Source organism: Cupriavidus sp. 86D6 (assembly GCF_057815095.1).
Genome location: NZ_JBYPSB010000006.1, coordinates 1 through 26,443, shown reverse-complemented (window position 1 = coordinate 26,443; position 26,443 = coordinate 1). Strand labels below are relative to the sequence as shown.

Below are 26,443 nucleotides of genomic sequence, written 5' to 3'. Positions count from 1 at the left end.
GGGGCCTGCCCCTGTGCGCCATGGCCGGACGGGCCCGGCGCCTTGAACTATGCGGGCCGGGCCGCCGCCGCCTCTGCCGGCTCGCGCGCCTGGGCTTCGTAGCGGTGGACGGTGTTGCGCATGCCCCAGAGCAGCGCCACGCCGGGCACGGCCGCGATGACGGTACCGAGGTAGAACGGCGCCCAGCCCCACGCCTCGACCATGTAGCCCGAGGTCGGGCCCACGTAGACGCGGCCGATCGACGCCAGCGCCGACAGCAGCGCGTACTGCGTGGCCGAGAACGAGCGGTTGCACAGCGTCATCAGCAGCGCCACGAAGGCCGCGGTGCCCATGCCGCCGCAGATGTTCTCCACCGCGATGGTCGCGGCCATGGTCCACAGGTGCGGCGGCGTCACCGCCAGGACCCAGTAGCCCAGGTTCGACACCCCCTGCAGCACGCCGAACAGCATCAGCGACCGATACAGCCCCAGCCGCACCATCAGCGATCCGCCGAACAGCGCGCCGATGATCGTGGCCGCCAGGCCCAGCGTCTTGTTGACGATGCCGACCTCGCCGGGGTCGAAGCCCAGCCCCCGGATCAGGAAGGTGGTCGACAGGCTGCCCGCGAAAGCATCGCCGAGCTTGTACAGCACGATCAGCAGCAGCAGCCACCAGGCGCCCTGGCGGCCGAAGAAGTCGCGCAGCGGGCCGAGTACCGCCTCTTCCAGCGATCTGGGCGCGCGCGCCGGGGTGTCCGGTTCGGGCGCCCACATCAGCGTAAGCAGGCCCACGCTCATCAGCGCGGCCATCAGCAGGTACATGTTCGACCAGCCCAGCACGCGGTCGGCCAGGTAGAGCGCCAGGCCGCCCGACACCAGCATGGCCAGCCGATAGCCCAGCACCTTGACTGCCGCGCCCGCCCCGCGTTCGGCGGGCCGCAGCACGTCGGTACTGTAGGCATCGAACACGATGTCCTGGGACGCGGACAGGAAGGCCACCAGCGTGGCCAGTGCCGCCAGCGCCCACAGCGCCTGGTGCGGCGGGCAGAAGGCCATCGCCGCGATGCTGCCCACCAGCGCCAGCTGGGTCACCAGCAGCCAGCCGCGCCGCCGTCCCAGCATCGGCGGCGTGTAGCGGTCCATCAGCGGGGCCCACAGGAACTTGAAGATATAGGCCTGGCCCACCAGCGAGAAGAAGCCGATCGTCTTGATGTCGAGCCCTTCCACGGTCATCCAGGCCTGCAGCGTGCCCGAAGTCAGTGCCAGCGGCAGGCCGGAGGCAAAGCCGAGCGTCAGCATGGCGCCGATGCGGCGGTTGCGGAAGATGTCGAGATAGGTCTGGAAATTCATGATGGGGTGGCGCCAAGGCTGGCGTGTATTATTGCATCACCCGTTCGCGCTGCCCCCGAACCCGTCACGACTTATTTCGCATCGAGCCCCGCCGTGAATCCCATCATGCCCGAGACCATGCGTCAGTCCTGCCTGCGCGTCATCCTGGCCGCCGTGGCGCTGGCACCGGCGCTGCCCGTGGTGGCCCAGGAGGTGGCGCTGGTGGCAGCCCCCGACGATGGCGTGCGCGTGGAGCGGCGCTATTCGAAGGTGCGCGAGATCGTGCCGATGGAAGTCATCGACCAGCAGGCCGCCCGCGAGTATGAACAGGTCAAGCAGGAAGCCATCGCCAAACATACGCTGCTGGACGACGCCGATCCGGAGGTGCAGCGCCTGCGCGAGATCGGCATCCGGCTGCTGCCGCAGACCGTGCTCTGGAACCCGCGCGCAGGCCGCTGGCCGTGGGAAATCAACGTCATCCGCGCCAGGCAGATCAATGCCTTCTGCATGCCCGGCGGCAAGATGGCCGTCTATACGGGGCTGCTCGACGAACTGAAGCTGACCGACGACGAAGTGGCCGTGGTGATGGGCCACGAGATTGCCCATGCGCTGGAAGAGCACGCGCGCCAGCGCGCGGCGCAGGCTGAAATCTCGAATCTGGGGGCCAACGTGGTGTCGCAGCTGACCGGCTTCGGCAACCTGGGCAACATGGACATCGGGTCCAACGCCAAGATGTTGTCGCTGCGGTTCTCGCGGCTGGAAGAGACCGAGGCCGACCTGATCGGCATGGACATCGCCGCCCGCGCCGGCTACGACCCGCGCGCGGCCATCACGCTGTGGCAGAAGATGGGCAAGTTCCTGCAGGCGGGCGACGAATTCTCGTCGACCCATCCGTCGGGCCGCAGCCGCATCGCGGTGCTGGAGGCGCACATGCAAGAGGTGCTGCCGATCTACGCGAAGACCATGAACATGCCGATGGACAAGCTGGCGCCGCATCAGGCCAACATGGCTGGCCTGGCCGGCGCGCCGGTGGACGCTGGCGACGAAGACCAGCGGCGGCCACTAAAAAAGTAAACACTTCAATCTGATTCGTGCAGCGGCGGATCGGGTAGCATCATCCGGGTGGCGTTCGAGGCGCGTGGCGCCGCCGATGCCGAGGATCGACTCAACCAGGGAGAGGCCCCATGAACAAGACATTGCGCAGTGCCCTCGTCGCAACCGCCTTACTGGCATCGGGCGCCGCCAGCGCGGCCGACCAACTCATGAACATGCCAATCGATGCCGCCTTGAAGTCGCCCACGGCGGCGACCCGGATCGACCCGGGCATCCAGATGTCGTGGGGCTTCAACAGGCTCGACGGCGCACAGAATCCGGTGTTGTTCAAGACGGTGAAGCGCGTGCGCCGGCCTGTGAGCCGGGTGCAGGACACGCCTGTGCCGACCGATGCCGAACTGTGCCAGACCGTGTTCGTCGAGGCGCTGCAGGAATTGCAGCAACGGGCCAGCAGCACGGGCAACAACGCCTTGATGGAGATCCGCAGCAACTGGAAGGACGACGAGACGTCGAGCGACAAAACTTATGTGTGCGCCAAGGGCGCGGCCTATATCGGCGTCGCGCTCAAGGCCACGCTGGTCAAGGTGGGGGGCTGATCCAAGCCTGCCGCCAGCCAGGCGCCCCATGAAAAAACCGGCTCCACGGAGCCGGTTTTTTTGTGCCTCACGCGCTCGCGTGCGGCCTTCAAGCCTTCAAGCCTTCAGGCCTTCAGGCCGCTGGCTTCGTCCGCGCCGATTCGCACGTTCATGCACTGTACCGCCGCGCCCGCCGCACCCTTGCCCAGGTTGTCCAGACGGGCCACCAGGTTCAGGCGCTCTTCGTTACCGAACACGAACAGGTCCACCCGGTTGGTGTCGTTGCTGGCCTGGACGTCGAAGAAACCGTGGTCCAGGTTGTCGTCGCTGTTGTACGGATGCACGCGGACAAACTGCTCGCCCTCGTAGTGCTTGCGGTAGATGTCGAGGATGGCTTCGGCATTGGCCTGCGTGCGCAGCAGCGACGGATACACCGGCACCGTCACCGACAGGCCCTTCAGGAAGTTGCCGACGATCGGGTTGAAAATCGGCGCCTGGGCCAGGCCGGCCTGCACGCGCATTTCCGGCAGGTGCTTGTGCGCCAGTCCCAGCGCGTACGGACGCGGGCTGTTCAGCTTCGGGTTACCGCCGGCTTCGAACTCGGCAATCATCGACTTGCCACCGCCGCTGTAGCCGGTCAGCGAGAACGCCGAGATCGGGTAATCGGCCGGCATCAGCCCCGCTTCCACCAGCGGACGCACGGCCAGCACGAAGGCGCTGGCGTGGCAGCCCGGCACGGCGATGCGGTTGCTGGCGCGAATCTTCTCGCGCTGGCCCCGGGTCAGTTCGGGCAGGCCATAGGCCCAGCTGTCGGTGGTGCGGAACGCCGTGCTGGCGTCGATCACGCACGTGTTCGGATTGGTGACCAGCGACACGGCTTCGCGCGAAGCCACATCGGGCAGGCACAGGAAAGAGACGTCCGAGGCATTCAGGAAGCGTGCTCGCTCCTGCGGGTCCTTGCGCTTGTCATCGGCAATGCGCAACAGCTCCACATCGGAGCGACCCGAGAGATAGTCAAGCAACCGGAGACCGGTGGTGCCTTCCTGACCATCGACGAACACTTTGAAAACCATGGCGGACTCACTATGAAAAATGCGAAGAGTCTCCTGTCCTTGGGGGCGGAGAACCTGCATTGTAGCGAGATTGACTGCCGGACGCAGGGTTTACGCCAAAAGAGGCGTGTTGGCGGGGCAGCGTTCCGGGCTGGTGAAAAATAACCAACTAGAAGCTGCATCTGGACCAGAAGGAGGCCGGCGAAATCTTCGGCGGCGGTGTGAACGCGTTTTCGCGTTACGAGACCGGCCGCACCAAGCCGCCGCTGGCCCTGGTCAAGCTTCTGAAACTGCTCGACCGCCACCCGAACCTGCTCGACGAAATCCGATCCATCTGAGATCGGAAACTGTCAGCCGCCCCAGCCTTGGCGCCAGGGCGCCCCATCACAACGGAAAGTCGTAGTCGATCGACAGCGGCGCGTGGTCGCTGAACTTCTCGTCCTTGTAGATGGCGCAGGCTTTGGCCGTGGCGGCAATCCTGGCGGTGGTCAGGTGGTAATCGATGCGCCACCCGACGTTCTTGGCGTAGGCCTGGCCGCGGTTGCTCCACCAGGTGTACTGCTCGGGGCGCCGGTCGAGCTGGCGGAACACGTCGACGTAGCCGTGGGTGTCGAACAGGGCGCCGATCCACGCGCGTTCCTCGGGCAGGAAACCGGAGTTCTTGAGGTTGCCCTTCCAGTTCTTGATGTCGATTTCCTTGTGGGCGATGTTCACGTCACCGCACAGGACGATTTCGCGGCCGGTGGCCTTCAGTTGCAGCAGGTGGGGCAGGAACGCTTCCATGAAGCGGAACTTGGCCGCCTGGCGCTCTTCGCCGCTCGATCCGGACGGCACATAGACCGAAATGACAGCAAGGTGCGGATACTGCACTTCCACGTAACGCCCCTCGGCGTCGAATTCGGCACAGCCGAACCCCGTGACCACGCGTTCGGGCTGGTGGCGTGTGTACAGGCCCACGCCGCTATAGCCCTTCTTTTCGGCGTAGTGGAAAAAACCGTGATAGCCGTGTGGCGCCAGAAACGCCTCGGTCATGTCGGCTTGCTGCGCCTTGAGTTCCTGGACGCAGACCATGTCGGCGTTCTGCTTGCCCATCCACTCGAAGAAGCCCTTCTTGTGGGCCGAACGGATGCCGTTGAGGTTGGCGCTGATAATCCGTAACATCTCGGGAAATTTTGAATTCAGAGAGAAAAGATGACGCAGCAGACGACGCCGGCCGACCTGAGCCAGACCTTTATCCGCTTTGCACTGGATGCAGGCGTGCTGTCTTTTGGCGAGTTCGTGACCAAGGCTGGCCGCAAGTCGCCGTATTTCTTCAACGCAGGCCTGTTCAACCAGGGTGCGATGCTGGGCCAGGTGGCGCAATTCTACGCGAAGACCCTGATCAACTCGGGTCTGCAGTTCGACGTGCTGTTCGGGCCAGCCTACAAGGGCATCACGCTGGCGTCGGCGACGGCCGTCGCGCTGGCCGGCATGGGCCGCGATGTCGGGTTTGCGTACAACCGCAAGGAAGCCAAGGACCATGGCGAAGGCGGCACGCTGGTGGGCGCCAAGCTGCAGGGCAAGGTGGTGATCGTCGATGACGTGATCTCCGCCGGTACCTCGGTGCGCGAGTCGATGCAGATGATCCGCGCCGCCGGCGCCGAGCCGGCCGCCGTGCTGATCGCGCTGGACCGCATGGAAAAGAGCGGCACCGCCGACAACATCGGCACCCATTCGGCCGTGCAGGACGTGCAGCGCGAATACGGCGTGCCGGTGATCGCCATCGCGTCGCTGAAGGACTTGCTGGCCTATCTGGATGCCTCGCAGGATCCGGCGCTCGGGAACTCTCGCGACGCGGTTGCTGCCTATCGTCAGAAGTACGGCGTCTGACAGTTGTGTTGCACACGGCCCCGCCTGGGGCCGTTTTCATTTTCAGGGGAGCAGGGGCGTGGCGGAAAAGCGGCGGCAGAACCAGGAAGCGATCCAGCGCGAGATTGGCGAACAGGGCGCGCCGCCCCAGGATTCGGCGGCCGATGCCGCCACACCGTCCAAGGCCAAACGGCCCGCAAACCGCCGCAAGGCGCTGCCGCGCGAACATTGCGCGCCGGACGCGCCGCCGCACGCGGGCCCGGCCCATGAAGCCTACGCCATCCGCGCGCTGGTGCTGCAGGGGGGCGGGGCGCTTGGTTCCTACCAGGCCGGCGTCTACCAGGGGCTGGCCGAAGGCGGCATTCATCCGAACTGGATCGCCGGGATTTCGATTGGCGCCCTGAACGCAGCGGTCATCGCCGGCAACCCGCCCGAAACGCGGGTCGCGCAACTGCGGGCGTTCTGGGAATACATCTGCGCCCAGCCGTGGCTGCCCGGCCTGCCGCTGGACCTGCTGACGGAGGCCGCGCCGATGTGGCCGGAGCCCATGCGCATCTGGTTCGACGGGATCAACGCCACGCGCGCACTGCTGGAAGGCCAGCGCGGCTTTTTCTCGCCGCGCAATATCGCCGATCTCTGGTCGCGCTTCGACGATCCGGGCAGCGCCAGCTATTACGACACTGCGCCACTCAAGGCCACGTTGGAGCGGTTTGTCGACTTCGACCGGATCAACAGGCCGAAGGAAATGCGCGTGTCGGTGGGGGCGGTCAATGTGCGCACCGGCAATTTCGCGTACTTCGACAACACTCGCATGACGCTGCGCGCGGAGCATTTCATGGCATCGGGCGCGCTGCCGCCCGGCTTTCCGGCCATCGAAATCGATGGCGAGTATTACTGGGATGGCGGGCTGGTATCGAACACCCCGCTGCAGGAAGTGCTGACGGCCCAGCCACGGCGCGACGCACTGATCTTCCAGGTGGACCTGTGGAGCGCGCGCGGCAAGCTGCCGCATAACCTGCTGGACGTGGCCGAGCGCCAGAAGGACATCCAGTATTCGAGCCGCACGCGCGCCATCACCGACGCCATGCGCGAACAGCAGAACTATCGCCGCATGCTGAGCGAACTGATGGCGCTGGTGCCGCCATCAAAGCGCCAAGACGCGTGGTACAAGCGTGCCGCCGAGCACGCCTGCGACGCGCGCCGCAACGTGATCCAGCTGATCTATCGCGACAAGAGCTTCGAAGGCAGCGCCAAGGATTACCAGTTTGGCGTTTTGACGATGCACGAGCACTGGTCCAGTGGGCTCGACGATATCCGTGACACGCTCAAGCATCCGCACTGGCTGGCCATGCCCGGACCCGAACGCCCGTTCGTCACGCACGACGTGCATCGCGGCAACGGGGACGGCTGATGGCGGCTGACGGGGGCTGACCGCGGCTGACGGCGGGGCCGCAATGACGCGGGCCCTTCCGCTTACTCGACCACGACCTTGGCCAGCTCCGGCTTGGGAGGCGGGTAATCGGGCCGCAGCTTGTCGAAGGTGGCCCGCAGGATCTCCGCCACCATCAGGTTGCGATGGCTCTTCGAGTCGGCCGGCACGATATACCAGGGCGCCTCGGGCGCCGCCGTGGCCGCGATGGCGTCTTCGTAGGCCTGCTGGTATTCCTTCCAGAACTTGCGTTCGGCCAGGTCCTGCATGTCGAACTTCCAGTGCTTCTGCGGATCGGCGATCCGTTCCTCGAGCCGCTGCTTCTGCTCGCCCTTGGATATATGCAGGAAGCACTTGACGATGGTCGTGCCCGTCTCCACCAGCATCTGTTCGAATTCGCGGATCTGCCGGTAGCGCCGTTTGCATTCGGCTTCGTCGATCCAGCCGTGCACGCGCGTAATAAGCACGTCTTCGTAGTGGCTGCGGTTGAAGATCACGATTTCGCCCTTGCGCGGCACCTGGGCATGCACGCGCCACAGGTAGTCGCGCGCCAGTTCCTCGGGGGTGGGCGCCTTGAAGCTGGCGACGCGCACGCCCAGCGGATCGAAGCTGCGGAAGACCGATCGGACAGTGCCGTCCTTGCCGCTGGTGTCCATGCCCTGCAGCACGATCAGCAGCTTGTGCTTGTGCTCGGCGTAGAAGATGTCCTGCACGGCATCGAGCTGGCCGCTCAGTTCGGCCAGATGGGCGTTATCGGAAGTCTTGTTGCCGGTGGACAGCGGCTTGCTGGCGGCGTCGAAGGCGGCAAGTTTGAACTGCTTGCCCGTGGTGATGCGGAAATCGTCCAGGCTCATGGGCTCTCCGGTGGCGGGACCGGTGTCGTCCCGCGTTCCACACGGCCCCCGCCAGGCGCGGGGGCGAGCCCTTATGGTCAGGCAGGGAGCGTCGCCAGGTCAATAGACCCTTCGAACACGGTCGTCGCCGGACCGGTCATCTGCACCGGCTGACCCACACCCTGCCAGGCAATGCTGAGGTCGCCGCCGTGCGTATGCACCTTGACAGGCGAATCGAGCAGGCCACGGCGAATGCCGGCCACCACGGCGGCGCAGGCGCCGGTGCCGCAGGCCAGGGTCTCGCCCGCGCCACGCTCGAAGACGCGCAGGTGGATCGTGTGGCGATCGGCGATGGCCATGAAGCCGGCATTGACGCGGTTCGGGAACGACTTGTGATGCTCGATCACGGGGCCGTCCTGCAGCACCGGAAACTGCTCGACATCGTCCACCACCTGCACCGCGTGCGGGTTGCCCATCGATACGGCCGAAATCCACTCGGTGCGGCCGTTGACTTCCAGGCCGTACAGCGTGTCGTCGCCCTCGGTGCGCGTGGGCAGGCCGTCGGCGATGAAGGGCACGCGGGCCGGCGTCAATTCGGGCGCGCCCATGTCCACCGTGACCTGGCCGTCGTCCTGCAGCGTCAGGGTGATGACACCGTTCATGACTTCCACGCGCACGGACCGCTTGTCGGTCATGCCCTTGTCGGTGACAAAGCGCACGAAGCAGCGGGCGCCGTTGCCGCAGTGCTCCACCTCGCCGCCGTCCGCATTGAAGATGCGATAGCGGAAGTCGACGTCATCGCGTGCCGATTTCTCGACGATCAGGATCTGGTCGGCGCCGATGCCGAAATGGCGGCTGGCCAGGGCGCGCCATTGCGCGTCGGTCAGGTCGAGCTTCTGGTGAATGCCGTCCAGCACGATGAAATCGTTGCCGGCGCCGTGCATCTTGGTGAACTGGAGTTTCATGGTGCCGATTGTAATCAGTAGATGTCCGGTTCGCCGGGCGGCCGGTGCTTGAAGCGTTTGTGCACCCAGTAATAGTCGGCGATGCGCGGACGGATCGCCTCTTCGAAGAACGCGTTCATGCGCCGGGTGTCGTCCGTGACACTTTCTCCGGGGTAATCCTCCCACGGCGGCAGCAGGTGCAGCACGTAGCCCTGGTAGTCGGGCAACTGCTCGGTGTAGATCGGCACCACGCGGGCGCCGGCAAGCCGCGCCAGGCGCGACACCGACGTCAGCGTCAGCGCCTGCACGCCGAAGAACGGCACGAATTCCGAGTCGCGCTCGCCGAAATCCATGTCGGAAATCAGCTGCAGTGCCTCGCCCTTCTTCAAAACCCGCAGAATGTTACGCACGCTGTCGTTGCGCGAGATCATGTTGGCGCCAAAACGGCCGCGCGCCACCTTCAGGAAATCGTCGAACAGCCTGTTCTTCTGCACGGTGTACAGCGACGCGCCAGAGCGGCCCACGGTGTCGCGCAGGTGCATGGTCAGGCGGATGGCACCCGCTTCCAGGCCCGACAGGTGCAGCGTCACCAGGATATGCGGCGTGCCGTCCAGCGCCGGCAGGTTGCCATGGTCCTTGATCTGCACCAGGCGGCGCATCTTGGCTTCGCCGCAGGTCCAGAAGATGCCGCCTTCGGCAAAGCTGCGGAACACCTTCCGATAGGTCTCGCGCGCCATGGCCTCGATCTCGGCGTCGGACCGCTCCGGAAAGCACAGGCGCAGGTTGGCGCGCACCACCTCGCGGCGCGGGTTTGGCACAAGATAGAGGATGCTGCCCAGGGCCTCGCCAAAGCGCGCCACAAAGGCGTAGGGGAGTTTGCCCAGCACCGTCAGCAAGCCGATGCCGAGCCAGGTAAGGATGCGGCTCATTGATTCTCGTTGTTGGTGACCGCCGGCATGGCGGGGGCCATATCCGGTGGCAGCCCGGCCCCGGCCGGATGTTTGTAGCGGTTATATCCCCACAAATATTGCGTCGGGTCGATGTGGATCAACTCTTCGATCGTTGCATTGATGACAGCCGACGCTGCGGCCGGGTCTTCCGGCAGCATGCCGCCGCCGCACAGGACGCGCAGGTGCCCGCGGTAGCCGGCGCCGCGCGGCAGGCGTTCGGCAAAGACCATCACGATCGGTGCCCCCGTCAGTTGCTGCAGCCGATGCACCAGTGTCATCGAATAGGCGGGCTTGCCATAGAACGGCGCCCAGGTGCCCTCTCCGCCGCTTGGAACCTGGTCGGGCAGGATGCCGATGGTCTCGCCGCGCTTGAGTGCCTTGACCAGCATACGCACCCCGCGCGGCGTGGCAGGCGCCATGGCCATGTTGGGGCGGGTGCGCATGTGCTCGACGAAATCGCGCAGCCAGGGCTGGTGGGGCGGCTTGAACAGGCAGGTCACGCGCTGTTGCCGGGCGTAGGCCTGCGGCAATACCTCGAAGCAGCCCAGGTGAGGGGTCAGCACGATCACGCCGTTGCCGGCCGCGCCGAGCCGGGCCGTTTCCGACCATAACGTAGCGAAATCGTCCGTGCGTACGGTGATCGCCTTGCGGCTCCAGAAGTACGGCATCTCCATGATCAGGCGCCCCGTGTGGCGCGCCGACTCAGCAATCATGGCGTCGGTGGCCTGCGGGTAGGCATGGCGAAAATTCTCGGCCAGACGCCGCCCATAGCGGCCGGGCAGACGCGCCACGAGCAGCCCCAATGCACCGCCGGCGGCGTGCAGCACGCGCAGTGGCAGGCGGGAGATGAGCCAGAACAGAAAGGTCATGTCGGTGCGGGCGAGACGAAGCCGGTAAAGCCGAAAGTAAAGCGTAATAACCGCAAAAGCAGTCAGGGATTTCTGAGATACGCCCGTTTCCTGCCGTTATTTGAAGAATTAGCGGCCTGCAACGGAAGCGGCAGGGCGGTATAATACCTGCCATCGCCGAGTTAACTGACAACTTGCGGGGCGATGCCGCTCTACCGGAGCAGCCTAAATACCGCTAAAGCGTCGCCGCATCGTTTCCGAAGGTGGCACGCAATAGCCGAAAAGCCAACCTGGAGAAACTAGATCGTGTCGAACGATTTCCTCTTTACTTCGGAATCCGTCTCCGAAGGCCATCCCGACAAAGTCGCTGACCAGATTTCGGACGCCGTCCTGGACGCCATCCTTGCCCAGGACAAGTACGCCCGCGTGGCCGCGGAAACCCTTTGCAACACCGGTCTGGTGGTGCTGGCTGGCGAAATCACCACGACCGCCAACGTCGACTACATTCAGGTCGCACGCGACACCATCAAGCGCATTGGCTACGACAACACCGACTACGGCATCGACTACAAGGGTTGTGCCGTGCTGGTTGCCTATGACAAGCAGTCGCCGGACATCGCCCAGGGCGTGGACCGCGCGTCGGACGACTACCTGAACCAGGGCGCCGGCGACCAGGGCCTGATGTTCGGCTACGCCTGCGACGAGACGCCGGAACTGATGCCGTTCCCGATCTACTACTCGCACCGCCTGGTGGAGCGCCAGTCGCAACTGCGCCGCGATGGCCGCCTGCCCTGGCTGCGCCCCGATGCGAAGTCGCAGGTGACCGTGCGCTACGTGGACGGCCGTCCGCACAGCGTGGACACCGTGGTGCTGTCGACCCAGCATTCGCCGGACATTTCGCAGGCACAGATCCGCGAGGCGGTGATCGAGGAGATCATCAAGCCCGTGCTGCCGGCCGACATGCTCAAGGAAACGAAGTACCTGGTGAACCCGACCGGCCGTTTCGTGATCGGTGGTCCGCAGGGCGACTGCGGCCTGACCGGCCGCAAGATCATCGTCGATACCTACGGCGGTGCTTCGCCGCACGGTGGTGGCGCGTTCTCGGGCAAGGACCCGTCGAAGGTGGACCGCTCGGCTGCCTACGCCGCCCGCTACGTGGCCAAGAACGTGGTGGCCGCCGGCCTGGCGCGCCAGTGCCAGGTGCAGGTCAGCTACGCCATCGGCGTGGCGCGTCCGATCAACGTGACCGTCTACACGGAAGGCACCGGCAAGATCTCCGACGAGAAGATCGCCCAGCTGGTGCAGGAACACTTCGACCTGCGCCCGAAGGGCATCGTGGCGATGCTGGACCTGCTGCGCCCGATCTACGAAAAGACCGCCGCCTACGGCCACTTTGGCCGCGAGGAGCCGGAATTCTCGTGGGAAGCCACCGACAAGGCCGCCGTGCTGCGCGCCGCCGCCGGCCTGTAAGCGCCCAAGGCGCCTTCACGGCTGCAAGACCCCGCCGGTCCTCACGGACCCGCGGGGTTTTTTGTTGCGCGGGCGGCACCTGGGGCGGCGCCCGCATGGAGGTAGAATCCGGTCAACCTGAAATTATCGGAATTGCCATGTCCCTGGACCTGATCCGCACCCAGCCCTATACCGACTGGTCGCCCGAGGTAACGCCCGAGACGCGCGCCACGCTGCGCCGCGAACTGGAGCAGGGCGCCGTGCTGTACTTTCCGAACCTGGCGTTCCGCTTGCAGCCGGGCGAGGAACGGTTCCTGGACCCGCGCTATTCTGACGGCAAGTCGAAGAACATCAACCTGCGCGCCAACGACCGCGCCGTGCGTGGGGCGGCCGGCACCGAGCAGGACCTGACCGATCTCTACAATCTGATCCATCGCTATGCCACGTCGAGCGAGACGCTGATCCGCACGCTGTTTCCCGAGTACGAGGGGCACATGACGCGTGCGGGCACGTCGCTGCGTCCGAGCGAAATCGCCGGCCGCCCGGTCAGCTGGCGCAAGGACGATACGCGGCTGCACGTGGATTCGTTCCCGTCGAACCCGATGCTGGGCAAGCGCCTGCTGCGCGTGTTCCACAACATCGACCCCGAAGCGCCGCGTGTGTGGCGGGTGGGCGAGCCATTTGGCGATTTTGCTGCGCGATTCGTGCCAAAGACGCACGGCATGTGGCCGGGCCAAGCCTGGCTGATGAAGACGCTGCACATCACCAAGCGCGAGCGCAGCGAATACGATCACCGCATGCTGCAATTGCACGACCTGGCCAAGGCCGACCTGGACTACCAGAAGTCGGTGCCGCAGCAGGAATTCCATTTCCCGCCGGGCGCCACCTGGATCGTGTTCAGCGACCAGCTGCTGCATGCCGCCATGCGCGGCAAGGCGATGATGGAACAGACGATCTACCTGGACCCGGCCGCCATCGGCGACCGGACCCATTCGCCCGAGGCCGTGCTGTCGCGCATGCTGGGCAAGCCGATGCTGGCTGCCTGAGTTCGCCAGCTAGCGCATCAGCATCTTCAGCATCGACGCGAACCGCTTGCCATAGGGCGGCTTGAGCAGCCCGGCCCCGTTCAGGCCGGCCTGATAGAACACGGGCTTGAGTTTCGAGAACGTCTCGAAGCCGGCCGCGCCGTGATAGTCGCCCATCCCGCTGGGCCCCACGCCGCCGAAGGGCAGATCGTCCTGGGCGATATGGAACAGGGTGTCGTTGACGGTCACGCCGCCGGCCACGGTCTGGCGCATCACCCGATCCACCACGTCGCCGCCCTTGTCGAACACGTACAGCGCCAGCGGCCGGGGGCGCGCATTGACGAAGCCGATCGCGTCGTCGAGGTTGCGGTAGGTCACCACGGGCAGCACGGGCCCGAAAATCTCTTCCTGCATCGCGCGCACGTCGTCCGGAACGTCGGTCAGCAGCACGGGCGGCAGCTGCCGGACGGCGGCGTTGGGGCCGGCATCGGTCAGCGGCACCACGCGGGCGCCGGCCGACTGGGCGGCGTCGATCAACGATACCAGCCGGTCGAAATGGCGCGGGCTGATGATGCTCGTGTAGTCCGGGTTGCGCGCGATGTCGGGATAGAGCCGGCTCACCACGCGCCGTGCGGTGTCGACCAGCCGGTCGCGCTGATCGGCCGGCACCAGCACATAGTCCGGCGCAATGCAGGTCTGCCCCGCATTGAGCAGCTTGCCCACCAGGATGCGCTCCACGGCGCGCTCGAAATCGGCGCCGGGGCCGATGATGGCCGGCGACTTGCCGCCCAGTTCCAGCGTCACTGGCGTCAGGTTCGCGGCGGCGGCCTTCATCACGTGATGGCCGACACTGGTGGAGCCGGTGAACAGCAGGTGGTCGAACGGCAGCGCGCTGAAAGCGGCGGCCACCTCGGCGTCGCCGTTGATGACCGCCACCTCGTCCGGCGCGAACGTGGCCTGCACCAGCCGCGCGAACAGGTCGGAAAACTTCGGCGTGAATTCGGACAGCTTGACCATCGCGCGGTTGCCGGCCGCCAGCGCGCCGGTCAGCGGCCCGATGGCCAGGTACAGCGGGTAGTTCCAGGGCACCACGATGCCGACCACGCCCAGCGGCTGCGGCATCAGGCGCGACTTGCCCGGCTTGAACCAGAGCCCGGTCTTTACCCGGCGCACGCGCATCCACCGCTTGCCATGCCGCAGTGCGTCATCGATGCCCGAAATGCTCGGGAATACTTCCAGCAGCGCGGTTTCCTGGCGCGGGCGGTTCGTGAAATCGGCGTTGATCGCGGCCGCGATGGCGTCGTGGTTGTCGCGCACCAGCGCCTTGAGGCGCCGCAGCCGGTCGGCCCGGACCGGCCACGCCGGCGATTGGTCGTGGCGCGACGCGGCATGCATGGCGTTGAACACCGTGGACATGGCGGGCACTTCTCTCATCGGCGGTCTCCTTGAGGCGCGATCTGTTTTGCGTGGGCCATCGCGCACCATAAGGCAGAGCGTCGGTTATATCAATGGAGGACGGCTCCCAAACGCGGGGCGTGCGGCACCGCGCGCTGGCCGCCCGGATTCCGGGGCCGCCCCGCTTCACCACGCCGGCGGCAACGCCTACACTGGACTTTCGCGGCGGGCGTCCGCGGGGAGACTGGACCGGCGCCGGACACGCGGGGAGACAGATGGAAACGACCTTTGACTATCTCGTCGTGGGTGCGGGCTCGGCAGGCTGTGCGCTGGCTGGACGGCTGGCCGACAGCGGCAATGACACCATCGCGCTGCTCGAAACCGGCGCCCACGACCATCATGTGCTGGTACGCACACCTGCCGGCTGCGCGGCCATGCTGCCGCGCGCCGGCGCGCGCAACTACGGCTACCTGACCGCGCCCCAGCCTGGTCTGGACGGGCGGTGTGGCTATCAGCCACGCGGGCGCGGGCTAGGCGGGTCGTCTTCGATCAACGCCATGATCTATATGCGTGGCCGGCCCGCCGACTACGACGGATGGGCCGCGGCGGGCTGCGACGGCTGGTCGTGGGACGATGTGCTGCCGTACTTCCGCCGCGCCGAATGCAATGAACGCGTGGCCGGCCATGACGACGATCCGCTGCACGGCGGCACCGGCCCGCTGCATGTCAGCGACCTGCGCTCGCCCAATCCGTTCGGCCAGCATTTCATCGATGCCGCGCAGCATGCGGGCATCGTGCGCAACGACGATTTCAACGGCGAGGAGCAGGAGGGCGTGGGCTGGTACCAGGTCACGCAGCACAACGGCGAACGGTGGAACGCTGCGCGCGCTTACCTGCACGGCGGCAATGTCCGCGACCGCCACTGCAACGGCGGGCGCAGCCATCTGCATGTAATGACCGGCACGCAGGTGCTGCGTATCCTGTTCGATAAACGGCGCGCCGTGGGCGTGCTGGCGTGGCGCGACGGCCAGGAAATCGTGCTGCGCGCGCGCCGCGAGGTGATCGTGTCGGCCGGAGCGTTCGGGTCGCCGCAGCTGCTGATGGCGTCAGGCGTAGGGCCGGCCGCCCATCTGCGCGAGCACGGTATCGACGTGTTGCATGATCTGCCCGGCGTCGGCGGCAACCTTCAGGATCATCTGGACATCATCCTGCACAAGCGCGTGCCGGCGCGCGACCTGTTCGGCATCTCGCTGGGCGGGGCCAGGCGCCTGGTGGCCGAATTCCTGCGCTATCGGCGCGAGCGGACCGGCATGATGACATCGAATTTTGCCGAAGCCGGCGCGTTCGTGCGCAGCCGTCCGGACCTGGCCGAGCCCGACCTGCAACTGCACTTCGTGGTCGGCATGGCCGACGACCACATGCGGCGTGTCAACCTGGGTCATGGCTATTCCTGCCATGTCTGCGTGCTGCGTCCGCGCAGCCGGGGCGAGGTCAGGCTGGCATCGGCCGACATGCGGCAGGCGCCGCGCATCGACCCCCGTTACCTGACGGATCCGCAAGACATGGCAACGATGCTGGAAGGCCTGCGCATCGTGCGGCGCATCTTCATGCAGGCGCCGCTGGCGGTTTTCGGCGGCCGCGAACTGTATTCGGAGGCCTTGCGGCTCGATGGCAGCGACGACGAGGCGGTGCGCGCGCTGATCCGCCGGCACGCGGACACGATCTACCACCCGGTGGGCACCTGCCGCATGGGCATGGACGCCCTGGCCGTGGTGGACCCGCAATTGCGGGTGCGAGGCGTGGAGGGGCTGCGCGTGGTCGATGCGTCGATCATGCCGACGCTGGTGGGCGGCAATACCAACGCGCCGGCCATCATGATCGGCGAGCGCGCCCACGACCTGATCCGCTTCGCCCCCCATGTGACGCTGCGGTTCCGCGAGGCGGCCGTAGCGGACTGAGATGTAGGTTCTCCGCTCTCCCACCAGTGGGGGAGCGGAGAACGGCACAACACAGATGCCGGCCTTACCCGCGCATCTGGAACTGGCCCACCATGTCGCGCAGGCGGCCGGCTTGCTCGTCCAGCGATTGCGCGGCGGCGGCGGCTTCTTCCACCAGCGCGGCGTTCTGCTGCGTGACCTGATCCATCTGGCCCACGGCGTGGCCCACCTGCTCGATGCCGGCGCTCTGTTCCTGCGACGCGGCCGAGATCTCGGCGATGATGTCGGACACGCGCTTCACGGCCTGGCGGATGTCGGTCATGGTCTTGCCGACTTCCTCGGCCTGGCCGGAACCCGTCCGTACCGTATCGACCGATGCCTCGATCAGTTCCTTGATTTCCTTGGCGGCGCTCGACGAGCGCTGCGCCAGGCTGCGCACCTCGCCGGCCACCACGGCAAAGCCGCGGCCCTGTTCGCCGGCACGCGCCGCTTCCACGGCGGCGTTCAGCGCCAGGATGTTGGTCTGGAAGGCGATGCCCTCGATCAGGTTGGTGATCTCGGCGATACGCTCGGAGCTGCTGCTGATGGCGCCCATGGTGCCCACCATCTGCTGTACCGACTGGTTGCCTTCGTCGGCCACCAGCGCGGCGCTTGACGCCAGCGACGATGCCTGGCGGGCGTTTTCGGCGTTCTGGCGCACGGTGGCGGTGAGCTGTTCCATGCTCGACGCCGTTTCTTCCAGCGACGCGGCCTGCTCTTCGGTGCGCGACGACAGGTCGACGTTGCCGGCGGCGATCTGCGCGGCGGCCACGCTCACCGAATCGGTGGAACGGCGCACTTCGCGCAGCGTGCCCGCCACACGCTCGATCAGCGCGTTGAACGACTGGGCCGTCAGGCCGATCTCGTCGAGGCGGTCCACCGGGGCGCGGTGGTCGAGGTCGAGCGTGTTGCTGACGTGCGCGAGTGTGCCCTGAATTTCATCGAGGCTGGTGCGGATGCGCCGGTACAGGCCGAAGGCCAGGAACGCGGTCAGTGCCACGGCGACCACGATGACGATCACGAACACGCGCACCGACGTGTGGTACTGGGCCTTGTTGAAGGCCACTGCCTCTTCGCCGAGCCTGGTGTTGTAGTCCAGATGCTCGTCCAGGGCCTTGCGCACGGCGGTCGATGCAAGGTGCACCGGACCCGACGTGATCATTTCCCGCGTGGCGTCGAAATCATTGCCGCGGGATTTTTCCAGGAACGCGCCCAGGGTCTCGCGATAGGCCTTGATGGCCGCGCGATCGGCTTCCAGCAACTTGCGGTCGGTCTCGTCCGAGATGTCCTCGCGCTCGTACTTGGCCAGCAGATCGTCGAAACGCTTGTTGGACCTGTCGAGCATGCCCTCGGCTTCGGTCTTGGCGCCGGCATCGGTGGTCATGGCATGCCGGTAAAGCGAGACGCGGATATTGGCCAACGCGCCGCTGACATTGTTGAGATCGCGCACGCTCGTCAGCGTGTTGTCGTTGAAGTACTCGAACCGGTCCTCGGCCCTGGACAGTTGCCAGATGCCGCCCAGGCCAACGAAGAGTAGCGCGAGCAATGCAAGGGACAGCGTAAGAAGCAGACGTTTGCTGATATTCATGGGGTGGCTTGGCGGCCACGTTACTTGGCGTGGACCGTCCGTTGTGACGACGACTTGGAAGGTTTCGCAGGCGGGCCGGGGCCCGTCGCCACAACGTTTACGGCAGGTGCCATATCCCCTGAAGGTGGGGATACTGCCGTGCAGCATGCAATGTGCGATGTCCGCACACTATAAGTGTCAGGCGGGCCAGGCGCGATTGGAAATACGGGCCAAAGTGGCGATATCGGCATCCAGCGTGCCGAACACGCGGCCATGCTGGCGGCCCAGGCGGCTGGCCACGAACTGTTCGGCCGATTCCCGATGCGCGTGGGCGATCATCAGCGCGGCCTGCGCGGTCAGCACGAGGCCCTGCGCAAACCGCCGGGCACTGGCTTCGAGCGCCTCCGCCGGACCGTGAAGCATTGCCTGAAGTGATGCAAGCTCCGCGCGCACAAGAGCGTGGCCGTTCGACAGGCGCGCCAGGTCGTGCAGGATGCGGACACCATCGTCGGGATTGCGCTGCAGCGCACGCAGCACGTCCAGGCACATGATGTTGCCCGAACCTTCCCAGATCGAATTGACCGGCGCCTCGCGGTACAGCCGGGCCATCGGGCCTTCTTCGACATAGCCATTGCCGCCCCAGACCTCCATCGCCTCGCCGGTGGCTTCCAACGCACGTTTGCAGATCCAGAACTTGGCGGCCGGCGTCATCACGCGCTTCCACGCGGCGGCCAGCGGGTCCTGACCGGCATGCTCGAACGCGTGGGCCAGCGCCATCATGATCTGCGTGGCGGCCTCGGATTCCAGCGCCAGATCGGCCAGCACGTTGCGCATCAGCGGCTGGTCGGCCAGCAGCCGGCCGAACGCCATACGGTGTCGCGCGTGATGCAGCGCCTGCACCAGCGCCGCACGCAGCAGCGCGGCGCTGCCGATCACGCAGTCGAGCCGGGTGTTGGTGGCCATCTCGATGATGGTGGGGATGCCGCGGCCTTCCGGGCCGATCAGGATGCCGGTGGCGCCCCGGAATTCCACCTCGCTGCTGGCATTGGACTTGTTCCCGAGCTTGTCCTTGAGCCGCTGGATCAGGATCGGATTCTTGCTGCCGTCGTCCCGGAAGCGCGGCACGAAGAAGCACGACAGCGGACCGTCGGCCGCCCCCATGCGCGCCACCACCAGGTGGGCATCGCACATCGGCGCCGAGAAAAACCACTTGTGGCCGGTCAGCGCGTACTCGGCGCCACGGCCTTCGCCGCGCACCGGCATGGCCACGGTGGTATTGGCGCGGACGTCCGAGCCGCCCTGTTTTTCGGTCATGCCCATGCCGATCATCACGGCGGTCTTGTCGCGCCAGGGCAGGTCGCGCGGATCGTGCCCGGTCGAGAACAGCCGGGCCTGCAGATCCCGATAGAGCGCCGGTTCCTTGCTGAGCACCGGGATGCTGGCAAATGTCATCGTGGTGGGGCAGAGCGAGCCCGATTCCACCTGGGCCTGCAGGAAATAGCCGGCCGTGCGTGCCACCCAGGCGCCTTCGCGCGGTTGCGCGAAAGGCAGCGCCTGCAGTTGCTGGCTGCGCAGCAGGGCCAGCAGGTGATGCCAGGCGGGGTGGAACTGCACCTGGTCGATCCGTTCGCCGGTGCGGCTGTGGGTGTGCAGCGTGGGGGTCAGGCGGTTGGCCTCGGCGGCCCATGCCTGCACTTCGGGGTCGCCAAGCCGGGCGCCGTAGCCGGACAGCGCGTCGGCATGCCACGTCCCGCCTAGCCGGTCCAGCGCGGCACGCAGGCCGGGGTCGGTGTCGAACAGGTTGTAGTGGGCAAGGTCGGGCACCTGGTTGAACACGCTGTGGGTATCTGCGATGCGGGCGTGATCGACGTCGGCGGCGGGTGTGGCGGTCATGGCATCTCCTGGGCGGCAATGCTTGTCGGCACTTCGGCGGGCTGCGGCCATGGTACGGCAACTCGCCCGTTCGCAATGCTGCAAGGCACCATGATTCCGATACCGTGAAGCACGACAGCTGGAACCGAATTTCGGGTGGCGCGGGGCCGGGGCTTGTGCTTAAATTCACCCCGTTGGATGAAACAGGGGTGCCGTCCGGATGGGCCGGGCGCGCTGAGAGAGTCCCTTCGAACCCGATCCGGCTAGTACCGGCGTGGGAAGTTTCACAAAAACCGATTTGCCTCTTGTCCCGCGGGAAAGCCGCCTTTGCCGCACCGGGACGCCGCCGCCGGCCATGCCGCGCAGGCCGGCTCACAGGGCTCCTGGTTTCGTCCATATCCCCGCAAGAGAGAGGACGACACCCATGGCCCGTACTGCCCCCGCTGCATCGTTTGAGTCGCTGGAAAGCGATCTCGACCAGAAATTTGCCTATCCGGCATCGACCAAGACCTACCTGACGGGCAGCCGCCCCGATATCCGCGTGCCGCTGCGCACGATCCTGCAGACCGCCACCCGCACCGAAAAGGGCGAGATGGCAAATCCGCCAATTCCCGTCTACGACACGTCGGGCCCGTACAGCGACCCCGACGTGCATATCGACCTGAAGGCCGGCCTGCCGCCCGTGCGCGCCAAGTGGATCGAAGAGCGCAACGATACCGAAGTGCTGTCCGGCCTGTCGTCGGAATATGGCCTGGCGCGCGCCAACGACCCCGCCACGGCCCACCTGCGCTTTGCACCGCTGACTAACCCGCGCCGCGCCAAGGCCGGTGCCAACGTGTCGCAGATGCACTATGCGCGCAAGGGCATCATCACGCCCGAGATGGAATACGTGGCGCTGCGCGAATCGCTGAACCTGCAGGCGCTGTACGACAAGCCCGAATACAAGGCGCTGCTGCGCCAGCATCCCGGCAACGCGCTGGGGGCTGCGCTGCCGCTGCGTCCGGAAGACATGACGCCGGAATTCGTGCGCCGTGAAGTGGCTGCTGGCCGTGCGATCATCCCGGCCAACATCAACCACACGGAACTGGAGCCGATGGCTATCGGCCGCAACTTCCGCGTGAAGATCAACGGCAACCTGGGCAATTCGGCGGTGACGTCGTCGCTGGCCGAGGAAGTGGAAAAGATGGTGTGGTCGATCCGCTGGGGCGCCGACACCATCATGGACCTGTCCACGGGCAAGTACATCCACGAAACGCGCGAATGGATCCTGCGCAACTCGCCGGTGCCCATCGGCACGGTGCCGATCTACCAGGCGCTGGACAAGACCGGCGGCATCGCCGAGGACCTGACCTGGGAAATGTTCCGCGACACGCTGATCGAGCAGGCCGAACAGGGCGTGGACTACTTCACGATCCACGCCGGCGTGCTGCTGCGCTACGTGCCGCTGACGGCCGACCGCGTGACCGGCATCGTGTCGCGCGGCGGCTCGATCATGGCCAAGTGGTGCCTGGCGCACCACAAGGAAAACTTCCTGTACACGCACTTCGACGAGATCTGCGAAATCATGAAGGCGTACGACGTGTCGTTCAGCCTCGGCGACGGCCTGCGTCCGGGATGCATCGCCGATTCGAACGACGACGCCCAGTTCGGTGAACTGCGCACGCTGGGCGAACTGACCGCCAAGGCGTGGGAGCACGACGTGCAGGTGATGATCGAAGGCCCGGGCCACGTGCCGCTGCAGCGCATCCAGGCCAATATGGACGAGGAACTGAAGCACTGCTACGAAGCCCCGTTCTACACGCTGGGACCGCTGGTGACCGACATCGCGCCGGGCTACGACCACATCACCAGCGGCATTGGCGCCGCCAACATCGGCTGGATGGGCACGGCCATGCTGTGCTACGTCACGCCGAAGGAGCACCTGGGCCTGCCGGACAAGGAAGACGTGCGCGAAGGCATCATCACGTACAAGATCGCCGCCCATGCCGCGGACCTGGCCAAGGGCTGGCCCGGCGCGCAGCTGCGCGATAATGCGCTGTCCAAGGCACGTTTCGAGTTCCGCTGGGAAGACCAGTTCAACCTGGGCCTCGATCCGGAGCGCGCACGGTCGTTCCACGACGCCACGCTGCCGGCCGAAGGCGCCAAGATCGCCCACTTCTGCTCGATGTGCGGGCCGAAGTTCTGCTCGATGAAGATCACGCAGGAAGTGCGCGACTACGCGGCATCGCTGCCGGCTGCCCAGAAGGGAATGGAAGAGAAGTCGATCGAGTTCGTGAAGTCGGGCTCGAAGATCTACTCGTAAGCGTTGTCTTGCAGGACGGGCGGCCGCCCACGCGGCGCCGCCCGGCAGTACCGTAGCACCTGAGAGTTCCGCGCGCGGCGCCCCCACGCAGCGCGGCGGTATTCACCCAACCGGAGGCCGGTCGGCGCCACTTACCTGGCCAATGCCGCCGGCATACAAGCCCATGACAGCAGTACAGTCCTTCGATGTCGCCATTCTCGGCGCCGGCCTGGCCGGGCGGATTTCCGCCTGGCTGCTGGTGCGTGCCGGCGCCCGTGTGGCGCTGGTGGAGCGTGGCGGCCCCGACGGCAGCGGCTCGGCCGCGCACGTGGCCGCGGCCATGCTGGCGCCGCTGGCCGAATCGGCCATCGCCGAACGGCGCATTGTCGACCTCGGCATTGCCAGCGTCGACCTCTGGCGCACCTGGATCCAGGAATTGCCCGAGCCCGTGTTCTTCCAGGAGGACGGCACGCTGGTGGTCTGGCATGCGCGGGACCGCAGCGAGGTGTCGCTGTTCACCAGCCGCATGCGCGCCGTCGCCCCGCCGGAACTGGTGCAGGCGCGCCTGCGGGCGCTGGACGGCAAGGGCGTGGCCGATGTGGAACCCGAGCTGGCCGGGCGCTTCGCGCAAGGCCTGCTGCTGCAGGGCGAAGGCCAGCTCGACAATCGTGGCGCGCTGCGGGCCCTGCTCCACTGTGCCATCGACGAAGGGCTGCATTGCGTGTGGGAGGCCGGCGAGATCGACGCCGAATCGCTGCCATCGCTGGGCATCAAGGCCGACGTGGTGCTCGATTGCCGCGGCCTGGGCGCCCGGGGCGCCTGGATGGACCAGGACGCGCAGGGCAACCCCGTGCCGGGCCTGCGTGGCCTGCGCGGCGAAGTGGTGCGCGTGCATGCGCCCGACGTGAAGCTGCACCGGCCGGTGCGCCTGCTGCATCCGCGCTACCCGATCTACATCGCACCGAAGCCGAACGACCTGTACGTGATCGGCGCCACCGAAATCGAAAGCGAGGACGATTCGCCGATGAGCGTGCGCTCCGCGCTGGAACTGCTGTCGGCCGCGCACTCGCTGCATCCCGCCTTTGGCGAGGCGCGGGTGCTGGAACTGAACGTGCAGCGCCGCCCGACGCGCCCCGACCACCTGCCGTCCATCCGCGTGGACCAGCGTGCGCGCGTGGTGCGCATCAACGGACTGTATCGCCATGGCTGGCTGATCGCGCCGGCCGTGACGGAAGCGGCCTGCCATGTGGTACGTGCCCTGCTCAACGACGACCCCGCCGCCTATGCCGTGCCGTCCGCGCTGCGCTGGCCCGGCATGATCCAGCAGGTGCGCGAGGTGGTCTGCCCCGCGCCGAGCGTGGTCGTCAACCCCGGCGGCGGCACGCTGCATTAACCGATAACCATCATGCAAATCCTGCTCAATGGCCAACCGCTCGACGTGCCGGACGCCGCCACGCTGGCCGACGCCGTGACGGCGGCAGCCATCGCGCCGCCGTTCGCCGCTGCGGTGAACGGCCAGTTCGTGCCGCGCGCCGCGCATGCGGCCACATCGCTCAATGCGGGCGACCAGATCGACCTCGTGCAACCGGTAACGGGCGGCTAAAGGGACCCTCCATGACATTCGAACCTGCTGAAACCCTGCGCGACCCGTTCGTGCTGTACGGCGAATCCTTCGATTCGCGCCTGCTGCTGGGCACCGCGCGCTATCCGTCGCCGGCCACGCTGCAGGCCGCGGTGGAAGCCTCGCGCCCGGCCATGATCACCGTGGCCCTGCGCCGCCAGACCGCCGTGGGCAGTGGCGACGGCCAGACGCTGGGCGGCGACACCTTCTGGCAGATGCTGCGCTCGCTGGGCGTGCCCGTGCTGCCCAACACCGCCGGCTGCTTTACCGCGCAGGAAGTCATCACCACGGCGATGATGGCGCGCGAGGTCTTCGAGACCGACTGGATCAAGCTGGAACTGATCGGCGACGACTACACGCTGCAGCCCGACACGCTGAACCTGCCGGCCGTTGCCGAGACGCTGATCAAGGAAGGCTTCAAGGTGCTGCCGTACTGCACCGAGGACCTCGTGCTGTGCCGCCGCCTGCTCGACGTGGGCTGCCAGGCGCTGATGCCCTGGGCGGCCCCGATCGGCACCGGCCGGGGCGCCGTGAATCCACACGCCATGCGCACGCTGCGCGACCGCCTGCCCGACACGCCGCTGATCGTCGATGCCGGCCTGGGCCTGCCGTCGCACGCGGCGCAGGTGCTGGAGTGGGGCTACGACGGCGTGCTGCTGAACACCGCCGTGGCGCAGGCCGCGTACCCGGTGAACATGGCGCGCGCGTTTGCGCTGGCCGTGGAAGCCGGCCGCACCGCCTACCTGGCCGGGCCGATGCCCGAGCGCGAGGTGGCGCAGGCCAGCACGCCGGTGGTCGGCATGCCGTTCTGGCACGCCGAAGGCGCGGAGGATCGCGCATGACGCGCCAGGGGGTTGCCGCGGCCATCGATGCCGCACTGTTTGAAGACGTGATGCGGCGCTTTGCCGCGATGTTCGGTCGCGACGAATCGCCGTGGCAGGTATGGCCGCTGGCCAATGCCCCGGCCACGCTGGGCCGTCACGACGTGGTGCTGGCGGACGGCGAGGCTGCCGCCGACCTCATCGACCGTGTGGCGGCGGCCAATGCCGTGCTGATCGTGTCGGAGCGCGAAGGCGGCCGCTGGATCGACACGGTGCGCTCGTGGATGGGTACCTGGGTGTTCGATTCGCACGCCGACGATGACACCGCGCACTCGCCGGGCTTCGTGGCGGTGCTGGCGGCGGCGCTGTCGCTGCATTTTCCCGCGCACGACGCGCTGTGCATCGCCCGCGCCTGGGAGCCGGGCAGCACCGCGTGGCCCGCCGATTTCGGGCGCTTCCCGCGCGTGCGCCATGCCGCGCTGGTCTCGCCCGACCAGCCGGCGCCGGCCTTCGCGCCGTGCCCGCCCGATCTGGGCCTGTATGCGGTCATGCCGACCGCCGCCTGGATCGAGCAGCTCGTGCCGCTGCAGGTGCCAACCGTGCAGCTGCGCTTCAAGTCGGCCGACGCCGCCGAGGTGAAGGCCGAAGTGGTGCGGGCGGCCAACGCCGCCAAGGGTTCGACATCGCGCCTGTTCATCAATGACCACTGGCGCGTGGCGGTCGACCATCACGCGGCCTGCGGCGGCGACAGCGGCATCTATGGCATCCACCTGGGCCAGGAAGACCTGGACGAGGCGGATCTCGATGCCATCCGCGCCTCGGGCCTGCGCCTGGGCGTGTCGACGCACGGCTACGCCGAGATGCTGCGCGTGGCGGCGATCCGGCCCAGCTACCTGGCGCTGGGCGCGATTTTCCCGACCACGACCAAGGTCATGCCGACCCAGCCGCAAGGCATGGGCCGCTTCCAGTCGTATGTGACGCTGATGAAGCCGGTGATGCCGTCGCTGGTGGGCATCGGCGGGGTGAACGCCGGCAATATGCGCGAAGTGCTCGACGTCGGCGTGGGCAGCGCCGCCGTGGTGCGGGCGATCACGGAAGCCAGCGATGTGCCGGCGGCGGTGGCGGGGCTTAATGCCTTGTTTGCCTGATGGTCGCTGGTTGAACGGTTTACCCGCCCCCCAAGCCGCTTTGAGGGAGCGAACCGCCGGCGCTTGATACCCCTTCGGTGTGCTCCCCTCTCCCGCGCGCGGGAGAGGGGCGGGCGAGAGGGCAGGCGCATGGGGTGCTAACCCGGCTCGGCAAGTGCGGACACGCTAGCCCTCTCCCCCAACCCCTCTCCCGCAGGCGGGAGAGGGGAGCGGCGCCCTCCGGTGCAAGCAAGGGCCGCCATCTTCAAGCGCCCTGAAAGCAAGGCAAATCCGTCACCCCTGCGCTGCCGCGACGGTTTGCTCCCCTCTCCCGCGCGCGGGAGAGGGGCGGGGGAGAGGGCAGGCGCATGGGGTGCTAACCCGGCTCGGCAAGTGCGGACACGCTAGCCCTCTCCCCCAACCCCTCTCCCGCAGGCGGGAGAGGGGAGCGGCGCCCTCCGGTGCAAGCA

At 66.8% G+C, this 26,443-nt stretch carries 22 protein-coding genes, 1 pseudogene and 1 riboswitch; of the genes and pseudogenes, 13 read left to right on the top strand and 10 right to left on the bottom strand.

Annotated features, from left to right (window positions below; translation table 11 throughout):
• Positions 1 to 47: 47 nt before the first annotated feature.
• A complete protein-coding gene (locus AC3G88_RS15665) occupies positions 48 to 1,328 on the bottom strand; it encodes a muropeptide transporter (RefSeq protein ID WP_153949905.1) in 1,281 nt (426 codons plus the stop codon).
• A gap of 117 nt (positions 1,329 to 1,445) precedes the next feature.
• On the opposite strand from AC3G88_RS15665, the gene AC3G88_RS15660 reads away from it, so the two are divergent.
• Positions 1,446 to 2,381, top strand: a complete 936-nt coding sequence (locus AC3G88_RS15660) for a M48 family metallopeptidase (protein WP_488893676.1) — start codon at positions 1,446 to 1,448, stop codon at positions 2,379 to 2,381.
• A gap of 110 nt (positions 2,382 to 2,491) precedes the next feature.
• A complete protein-coding gene (locus tag AC3G88_RS15655) occupies positions 2,492 to 2,956 on the top strand; it encodes an excinuclease ATPase (protein WP_487523334.1) in 465 nt (154 codons plus the stop codon).
• A gap of 104 nt (positions 2,957 to 3,060) precedes the next feature.
• Here the strand turns inward: AC3G88_RS15655 and argC are convergent, their stop codons facing one another.
• On the bottom strand, positions 3,061 to 4,008 hold the full coding sequence (gene argC, locus AC3G88_RS15650; RefSeq protein WP_488771494.1) for an N-acetyl-gamma-glutamyl-phosphate reductase: 948 nt from the start codon (positions 4,006 to 4,008) through the stop codon (positions 3,061 to 3,063).
• Between the two features lie 152 nt (positions 4,009 to 4,160).
• Between argC and AC3G88_RS15645 the strand changes: the two are divergent.
• Positions 4,161 to 4,325 (top strand): annotated as a pseudogene (locus AC3G88_RS15645) (type II TA system antitoxin MqsA family protein); the annotation flags it as partial.
• Between the two features lie 46 nt (positions 4,326 to 4,371).
• On the opposite strand, the gene AC3G88_RS15640 reads toward AC3G88_RS15645, so the two are convergent.
• Entirely contained in the window at positions 4,372 to 5,148 is a 777-nt protein-coding gene (locus tag AC3G88_RS15640) for an exodeoxyribonuclease III (RefSeq protein WP_488893482.1), read from the bottom strand.
• A gap of 30 nt (positions 5,149 to 5,178) precedes the next feature.
• On the opposite strand from AC3G88_RS15640, the gene pyrE reads away from it, so the two are divergent.
• Together pyrE and AC3G88_RS15630 are read left to right on the top strand one after the other, a co-directional pair.
• On the top strand, positions 5,179 to 5,856 hold the full coding sequence (gene pyrE / locus AC3G88_RS15635; protein ID WP_066730642.1) for an orotate phosphoribosyltransferase: 678 nt from the start codon (positions 5,179 to 5,181) through the stop codon (positions 5,854 to 5,856).
• A 58-nt stretch (positions 5,857 to 5,914) separates the two neighbouring features.
• Positions 5,915 to 7,246 (top strand): DUF3734 domain-containing protein, encoded by a 1,332-nt coding sequence (locus AC3G88_RS15630; RefSeq protein ID WP_488893481.1) that lies wholly within the window; start codon positions 5,915 to 5,917, stop codon positions 7,244 to 7,246.
• A 62-nt stretch (positions 7,247 to 7,308) separates the two neighbouring features.
• On the opposite strand, the gene AC3G88_RS15625 is transcribed toward AC3G88_RS15630, so the two are convergent.
• The 4 genes from AC3G88_RS15625 to AC3G88_RS15610 all read right to left on the bottom strand — a co-directional run bounded on the left by AC3G88_RS15625 (position 7,309) and on the right by AC3G88_RS15610 (position 10,860).
• Positions 7,309 to 8,118: a polyphosphate kinase 2 family protein gene (locus AC3G88_RS15625; protein ID WP_488771490.1), complete on the bottom strand. Its 810-nt coding sequence runs from the start codon at positions 8,116 to 8,118 to the stop codon at positions 7,309 to 7,311.
• Between the two features lie 77 nt (positions 8,119 to 8,195).
• Entirely contained in the window at positions 8,196 to 9,062 is an 867-nt protein-coding gene (dapF, locus tag AC3G88_RS15620; protein WP_488771489.1) for a diaminopimelate epimerase, read from the bottom strand.
• A 14-nt stretch (positions 9,063 to 9,076) separates the two neighbouring features.
• Positions 9,077 to 9,970, bottom strand: coding sequence for a lipid A biosynthesis lauroyl acyltransferase (locus AC3G88_RS15615; protein WP_488893480.1), 894 nt, complete (start codon positions 9,968 to 9,970; stop codon positions 9,077 to 9,079).
• On the bottom strand, positions 9,967 to 10,860 hold the full coding sequence (locus tag AC3G88_RS15610; RefSeq protein WP_488893479.1) for a lysophospholipid acyltransferase family protein: 894 nt from the start codon (positions 10,858 to 10,860) through the stop codon (positions 9,967 to 9,969). Before AC3G88_RS15610 ends, AC3G88_RS15615 begins: the two co-directional genes overlap by 4 nt.
• Before the next feature lie 285 nt (positions 10,861 to 11,145).
• On the opposite strand from AC3G88_RS15610, the gene metK reads away from it, so the two are divergent.
• Positions 11,146 to 12,309: a methionine adenosyltransferase gene (gene metK, locus AC3G88_RS15605; protein ID WP_092602939.1), complete on the top strand. Its 1,164-nt coding sequence runs from the start codon at positions 11,146 to 11,148 to the stop codon at positions 12,307 to 12,309.
• Between the two features lie 137 nt (positions 12,310 to 12,446).
• Positions 12,447 to 13,334 (top strand): Kdo hydroxylase KdoO, encoded by an 888-nt coding sequence (kdoO, locus tag AC3G88_RS15600; RefSeq protein WP_400391743.1) that lies wholly within the window; start codon positions 12,447 to 12,449, stop codon positions 13,332 to 13,334.
• A 9-nt stretch (positions 13,335 to 13,343) separates the two neighbouring features.
• Here kdoO and AC3G88_RS15595 read toward each other — a convergent pair whose 3' ends face one another.
• The gene (locus tag AC3G88_RS15595; protein WP_488893478.1) at positions 13,344 to 14,747 is read right to left on the bottom strand and encodes a coniferyl aldehyde dehydrogenase; all 1,404 of its coding nucleotides are present in this window, start codon (positions 14,745 to 14,747) and stop codon (positions 13,344 to 13,346) included.
• A 236-nt stretch (positions 14,748 to 14,983) separates the two neighbouring features.
• On the opposite strand from AC3G88_RS15595, the gene AC3G88_RS15590 reads away from it, so the two are divergent.
• Positions 14,984 to 16,666, top strand: a complete 1,683-nt coding sequence (locus AC3G88_RS15590) for a GMC family oxidoreductase (protein WP_488893477.1) — start codon at positions 14,984 to 14,986, stop codon at positions 16,664 to 16,666.
• A gap of 64 nt (positions 16,667 to 16,730) precedes the next feature.
• Here the strand turns inward: AC3G88_RS15590 and AC3G88_RS15585 are convergent, their stop codons facing one another.
• Both AC3G88_RS15585 and AC3G88_RS15580 read right to left on the bottom strand, forming a co-directional pair.
• On the bottom strand, positions 16,731 to 18,272 hold the full coding sequence (locus tag AC3G88_RS15585) for a methyl-accepting chemotaxis protein (protein ID WP_488771484.1): 1,542 nt from the start codon (positions 18,270 to 18,272) through the stop codon (positions 16,731 to 16,733).
• Positions 18,273 to 18,449: 177 nt separating this feature from the next.
• The gene (locus AC3G88_RS15580; RefSeq protein WP_488893476.1) at positions 18,450 to 20,144 is read right to left on the bottom strand and encodes an acyl-CoA dehydrogenase family protein; all 1,695 of its coding nucleotides are present in this window, start codon (positions 20,142 to 20,144) and stop codon (positions 18,450 to 18,452) included.
• A 174-nt stretch (positions 20,145 to 20,318) separates the two neighbouring features.
• Positions 20,319 to 20,421: riboswitch (TPP riboswitch) on the top strand.
• A 126-nt stretch (positions 20,422 to 20,547) separates the two neighbouring features.
• On the opposite strand from AC3G88_RS15580, the gene thiC reads away from it, so the two are divergent.
• The 5 genes from thiC (at position 20,548) to AC3G88_RS15555 (ending at position 25,994) form a co-directional block, all read left to right on the top strand.
• Entirely contained in the window at positions 20,548 to 22,425 is a 1,878-nt protein-coding gene (gene thiC / locus AC3G88_RS15575; protein WP_488893475.1) for a phosphomethylpyrimidine synthase ThiC, read from the top strand.
• Positions 22,426 to 22,588: 163 nt separating this feature from the next.
• Positions 22,589 to 23,797, top strand: coding sequence for an FAD-dependent oxidoreductase (locus AC3G88_RS15570; RefSeq protein ID WP_488771482.1), 1,209 nt, complete (start codon positions 22,589 to 22,591; stop codon positions 23,795 to 23,797).
• Between the two features lie 12 nt (positions 23,798 to 23,809).
• Entirely contained in the window at positions 23,810 to 24,007 is a 198-nt protein-coding gene (gene thiS, locus AC3G88_RS15565; RefSeq protein WP_092602951.1) for a sulfur carrier protein ThiS, read from the top strand.
• A gap of 11 nt (positions 24,008 to 24,018) precedes the next feature.
• On the top strand, positions 24,019 to 24,867 hold the full coding sequence (locus tag AC3G88_RS15560; protein WP_153949888.1) for a thiazole synthase: 849 nt from the start codon (positions 24,019 to 24,021) through the stop codon (positions 24,865 to 24,867).
• Positions 24,864 to 25,994, top strand: coding sequence for a thiamine phosphate synthase (locus AC3G88_RS15555; protein WP_488893474.1), 1,131 nt, complete (start codon positions 24,864 to 24,866; stop codon positions 25,992 to 25,994). Before AC3G88_RS15560 ends, AC3G88_RS15555 begins: the two co-directional genes overlap by 4 nt.
• Positions 25,995 to 26,443: the final 449 nt, after the last annotated feature.

Coding starts and splice junctions, on each gene's coding strand:
- AC3G88_RS15590 (WP_488893477.1), top strand. CDS start 14,984: ATGGAAACGACCTTTGACTATCTCGTCGTGGGTGCGGGCTCGGCAGGC.
- AC3G88_RS15570 (WP_488771482.1), top strand. CDS start 22,589: ATGACAGCAGTACAGTCCTTCGATGTCGCCATTCTCGGCGCCGGCCTG.
- AC3G88_RS15580 (WP_488893476.1), bottom strand. CDS start 20,144: ATGACCGCCACACCCGCCGCCGACGTCGATCACGCCCGCATCGCAGAT.
- AC3G88_RS15585 (WP_488771484.1), bottom strand. CDS start 18,272: ATGAATATCAGCAAACGTCTGCTTCTTACGCTGTCCCTTGCATTGCTC.
- AC3G88_RS15610 (WP_488893479.1), bottom strand. CDS start 10,860: ATGACCTTTCTGTTCTGGCTCATCTCCCGCCTGCCACTGCGCGTGCTG.
- AC3G88_RS15660 (WP_488893676.1), top strand. CDS start 1,446: ATGCGTCAGTCCTGCCTGCGCGTCATCCTGGCCGCCGTGGCGCTGGCA.
- thiS (WP_092602951.1), top strand. CDS start 23,810: ATGCAAATCCTGCTCAATGGCCAACCGCTCGACGTGCCGGACGCCGCC.
- thiC (WP_488893475.1), top strand. CDS start 20,548: ATGGCCCGTACTGCCCCCGCTGCATCGTTTGAGTCGCTGGAAAGCGAT.
- AC3G88_RS15595 (WP_488893478.1), bottom strand. CDS start 14,747: ATGAGAGAAGTGCCCGCCATGTCCACGGTGTTCAACGCCATGCATGCC.
- AC3G88_RS15555 (WP_488893474.1), top strand. CDS start 24,864: ATGACGCGCCAGGGGGTTGCCGCGGCCATCGATGCCGCACTGTTTGAA.
- kdoO (WP_400391743.1), top strand. CDS start 12,447: ATGTCCCTGGACCTGATCCGCACCCAGCCCTATACCGACTGGTCGCCC.
- AC3G88_RS15640 (WP_488893482.1), bottom strand. CDS start 5,148: ATGTTACGGATTATCAGCGCCAACCTCAACGGCATCCGTTCGGCCCAC.
- AC3G88_RS15655 (WP_487523334.1), top strand. CDS start 2,492: ATGAACAAGACATTGCGCAGTGCCCTCGTCGCAACCGCCTTACTGGCA.
- dapF (WP_488771489.1), bottom strand. CDS start 9,062: ATGAAACTCCAGTTCACCAAGATGCACGGCGCCGGCAACGATTTCATC.
- AC3G88_RS15665 (WP_153949905.1), bottom strand. CDS start 1,328: ATGAATTTCCAGACCTATCTCGACATCTTCCGCAACCGCCGCATCGGC.
- AC3G88_RS15625 (WP_488771490.1), bottom strand. CDS start 8,118: ATGAGCCTGGACGATTTCCGCATCACCACGGGCAAGCAGTTCAAACTT.
- argC (WP_488771494.1), bottom strand. CDS start 4,008: ATGGTTTTCAAAGTGTTCGTCGATGGTCAGGAAGGCACCACCGGTCTC.
- pyrE (WP_066730642.1), top strand. CDS start 5,179: ATGACGCAGCAGACGACGCCGGCCGACCTGAGCCAGACCTTTATCCGC.
- AC3G88_RS15615 (WP_488893480.1), bottom strand. CDS start 9,970: ATGAGCCGCATCCTTACCTGGCTCGGCATCGGCTTGCTGACGGTGCTG.
- AC3G88_RS15560 (WP_153949888.1), top strand. CDS start 24,019: ATGACATTCGAACCTGCTGAAACCCTGCGCGACCCGTTCGTGCTGTAC.